Origin of the sequence: Streptomyces mesophilus (assembly GCF_011044995.1) — a bacterium.
GTDB classification, from domain to species: domain Bacteria; phylum Actinomycetota; class Actinomycetes; order Streptomycetales; family Streptomycetaceae; genus Streptomyces; species Streptomyces mesophilus.
Map to the genome: position 1 here is coordinate 1 of NZ_JAAKZW010000399.1, position 3731 is coordinate 3731.

General features: G+C 70.1%; 4 protein-coding genes, 1 tRNA gene and 1 other RNA gene. 2 read left to right on the forward strand and 4 right to left on the reverse strand.

Annotation, left to right across the window (positions count from 1 at the left end; translation table 11 throughout):
• Positions 1-1473, reverse strand: a 1473-nt coding sequence (locus tag G6045_RS39825) for a DNA polymerase III subunit gamma and tau (RefSeq protein ID WP_165337131.1), incomplete at its 3' end; no start/stop codon positions are given.
• Between the two features lie 99 nt (positions 1474-1572).
• An RNA gene (gene ffs, locus G6045_RS39830) (signal recognition particle sRNA small type) lies at positions 1573-1671 on the reverse strand.
• Between the two features lie 108 nt (positions 1672-1779).
• Here ffs and G6045_RS39835 point away from each other — a divergent pair.
• Positions 1780-1864, forward strand: a tRNA-Ser gene (locus tag G6045_RS39835).
• Positions 1865-1964: 100 nt separating this feature from the next.
• Here the strand turns inward: G6045_RS39835 and G6045_RS39840 are convergent.
• Together G6045_RS39840 and G6045_RS39845 are read right to left on the reverse strand one after the other, a co-directional pair.
• Positions 1965-2120, reverse strand: coding sequence for a DUF6131 family protein (locus G6045_RS39840; RefSeq protein WP_165337132.1), 156 nt, complete (start codon positions 2118-2120; stop codon positions 1965-1967).
• A 91-nt stretch (positions 2121-2211) separates the two neighbouring features.
• Complete coding sequence (locus G6045_RS39845) at positions 2212-3150, reverse strand: alpha/beta fold hydrolase (protein ID WP_165337133.1); 939 nt, start codon at positions 3148-3150, stop codon at positions 2212-2214.
• 98 nt (positions 3151-3248) lie between these two features.
• On the opposite strand from G6045_RS39845, the gene G6045_RS39850 reads away from it, so the two are divergent.
• On the forward strand, positions 3249-3731 hold a 483-nt coding region (locus G6045_RS39850; protein ID WP_165337134.1), incomplete at its 3' end, for a CGNR zinc finger domain-containing protein.

The window sequence follows — 3731 nt, forward strand, 5'->3', positions numbered from 1 at the left end:
GGGGGTGGCCGGCGCGACCGGTGCGGGTGCGGCCGGTGCGGAGTCCTGGGCCGGTGCCTCAGGCGCCTGGGCAGCAGGAGCGCCGCCGCCCGAAGCCCCCCGCACCGCGGCGCGGGCCGCGGCCGCGCCACCGCCGGGCGGCACCGTAGCGCCCCCGGGAGCCTCCAGCGGAGCGTGGGCGTCGGGGCCGGGGACGTACGCCATGGCAGGCATCTGTCCCGCGCCCTGTCCTCCGCCGTGGTTCCCGCCCTGTCCTCCGCCCTGGTTCCCGCCCTGTCCGCCGCCCGCGAAGCCGCCTCCGCCTCCGCCGCCCGCGCCGCCCCGCTCGAGGCGGTCGAGCCTGGCCAGCATGGAGCGCTGATCGTCGTATGCCGCGGGAAGGAGCACCCGCGCACAGATCAGCTCGAGCTGGAGGCGCGGCGATGTGGCACCGCGCATCTCGGTCAGTCCTTCGTTGACCAGGTCGGCGGCGCGGCTGAGCTCGGCGGCGCCGAAGTTCCGCGCCTGGGCCTGCATCCGCTCGATGACATCGGCGGGGGCGTCGATCAGACCCTTCTCGGCGGCGTCCGGGACAGCCGCAAGGATCACCAGATCCCGCAGCCGCTCGAGCAGATCGGCCACGAAGCGGCGCGGATCGTTGCCGCCCTCGATGATCTGGTCCACCACCTCGAAGGCCCCGGCGCCGTTGCCCGCGGCGAACGCCTCGACGACGGAGTCGAGCAGCGAACCGTCCGTATAACCGAGCAGCGAGGTCGCCATGGCGTACGTCACACCGTCGTCACCCACGCTGGCGAGCAGCTGGTCCATGACGGACATCGAGTCACGTACGGAACCGGCGCCCGCGCGCACGACCAGCGGCAGCACCCCGTCCTCGACCGGCGCCTTCTCGCGGCCGCAGACCTCCGCCAGGTACTCGCGCAGGGTGCCGGGCGGCACGAGCCGGAACGGGTAGTGGTGCGTACGCGACCGGATCGTCCCGATGACCTTCTCGGGCTCGGTCGTCGCGAAGATGAACTTGAGGTGCTCCGGGGGCTCCTCGACCACCTTCAGGAGGGCGTTGAAGCCCGCCGAGGTGACCATGTGGGCCTCGTCGATGATGTAGATCTTGTAGCGGCTGCTCGCCGGCCCGAAAAAGGCCTTCTCGCGCAGATCTCGCGCGTCGTCCACACCACCGTGCGAAGCGGCGTCGATCTCGATTACATCGATCGAACCCGGCCCGTTCCTGGCCAGATCGCGGCAGGACTGGCACTCGCCGCAGGGCGTGGGAGTGGGACCTTGCTCACAGTTGAGACAGCGGGCCAGGATGCGCGCGCTCGTCGTCTTGCCGCAGCCGCGCGGGCCACTGAACAGGTAGGCATGGTTGACCCGGTTGTTCCGCAGCGCCTGCTGCAGCGGGTCGGTCACATGCTCCTGCCCGATGACCTCGGCGAACGACTCCGGGCGATAACGGCGGTACAGCGCAAGGGACGACACACATACGAGGTTATCGGCCCGCACTGACAGCCCGGACCGAAAGGCGTCCGGCACGGACCGCAACGCGGTGAGGGCCCGGGAATGCGGTGAGGGCCCGGGAACGCAAGCGCCCCCCACGCACCCGCCAGAGCCAACCTACCCTTGCTGCCTTCCGGCCCTGGGGGAGTTCAGTCAGATAGCGCCACGTGAGGGGCTGCGCCAAGGGTACCCGATCCGGAGGGCTGCGAACGAGCCCGCCCCGATCACCCACCGGACCTCCGGGAACGGGTTCGCGAGCACTCCTCAACGTCTTGTATTGTTTGCCGCGGAGGATTCGCCTAGTGGCCTAGGGCGCACGCTTGGAAAGCGTGTTGGGGGCAACCCCTCACGAGTTCGAATCTCGTATCCTCCGCCTGATCAGAGGGCCGGACCGCGTAAGTGGTCCGGCCCTCTGGCGTTTCTCCGTGCGCTGCGGCACGGACAGCCGTAGCCGCCGCACCGTTGTCCGTCGGTCACCAATAGTGACGCCGACCGCCCACCGCGTGACCGACCGACCCGAGGACCCACAGAATCGCGCCGATCACGACCAGGACGAGACCGATCGTCCAGAGGATGGAGACGTCGGCGATGAAGCCGATGGCGAGCAAGATGAGACCGAGTGCAATCATTTCGTCCTCCTATCTCCCTGTATTAACCAGTATGCGCCCGTTTGGCCGCACACTCCTCGGTGAACCAGTTGAACCGTTCCGGGGAGCTCGTTCAGGCGGGCAGCCGGTCGAGGAAGCGGGCGATCAAGGGGGCGATCGACGGGAGTTGGTCCTCCAGGGCGAAGTGGCCCGTGTCGAAGAGGTGGAGTTCGGCGGACGGGACGTCGCGCAGGTAGGCGTGGGCGCCGGGGGCGGGGAAGAAGGGGTCGTTCGTGCCCCAGGTGATCAGCGTCGGCGGGCGGTGCTCGCGCAGCCAGGCCTGCCAGGCCGGATACGTGGCGACGTTGCTCTTGTAGTCGTACGCGAGGGCGAGTTGGGCCTGCTTGCGGCCGGGCTGGTCGAGGAAGTGCTGGTCGAGCAGCCAGCCCTCGGGGGCGACGAGTTCGGGGTCGAGCGTGCCGCCCTCGTACTGGGAACGGGTGGCATCGAGGGTGAACAGGCCGAGGATGGTCTCCTCGGCACCGGGGGTGTCCGGGGTGAGCGCGGTGAAGTCGCGGGCGGCCGGGGAGAGGCCCTCTTCGTACGCGTTGCCGTTCTGCACGATCAGGCCGGTGACCCGTTCCGGGTGGCGCAGCGCGTGGCGGAAGCCGACGGGGGCGCCGAAGTCGAAGAGGTAGAGCGCATAGCGGGTCAGTCCGAGGTTCTCGGTGAAGCCGTCGACGATCTCGGCGAGGCGGTCGAAGGTGTACGTGAATCCTTCGGGGGCGCGGGTGTGGCCGAAGCCGGGGTAGTCCGCGGCAATCAGGCGGTAGTGCCGGCCCAGGGTGTCGATGAGGCGCCGGAACTGGTGCGATGCGGACGGGAATCCGTGCAGGAGCAGCAGGACGGGTGCATCGGCTCGGTCCGGGAGCGACTCGCGGTAGAAGACGTCCACGCCGTCGACGACCGTACGGCGGTGGGCAGTTCGGGCCGGCAGGGCGAGGGGCGGTGGGGAGGTCTGCGGCCCGTCGGGCTGCGGCTGGTCCTGGGGCTGTGCGGTGATCGTCGTCATGTCACATGCCTTCTATGCCGGAAGATGCATTAGGTCGATGCGTCAGATCTACCGTGAGGGTGGCTAATGCGTCAACCCTTCGATGTAGCATTAGCGCCATGGATGAGCCCGCACCGTTGACCGGCGAGCCCCTCGCCCTCGATCTGGCCAACACCCGGCCGGCCGGCCCCGGCGGCCCTGCCGACCTGATCGGCACCCCGCGGCAACTGGCCGCGTGGCTGGCCGCGGAGGCCTACCGCCTGCCCGCCGAGGTCCAGGACCGCGCGCCGACGGCGGCCGGCCTCGCCGCTCTGCATGCCGTACGCGCGGATGTGGACGCGGTGGTGCAGGCCCTGCTCGACGGCGCCGAGCCGCCCGCTTCGGCGCTGCGCGGCCTGGCCACCGCCCAGGGTGCGGCCCCACGTATCCGCGAACTGATCTGGGAAGACGGCGGGTTGAGGGTGGTGGACCGCCGTATCGGCTCACCGGCGGCCGCGCTCGCCGCCGTCTTCGCGGAGGACGCCGTGGACCTCCTGTCCGGGCCGGGCGCGGCGAAGATCAAGAAGTGCGAGGCCGAGGACTGCGTCCTGCTGTTCCTGCCC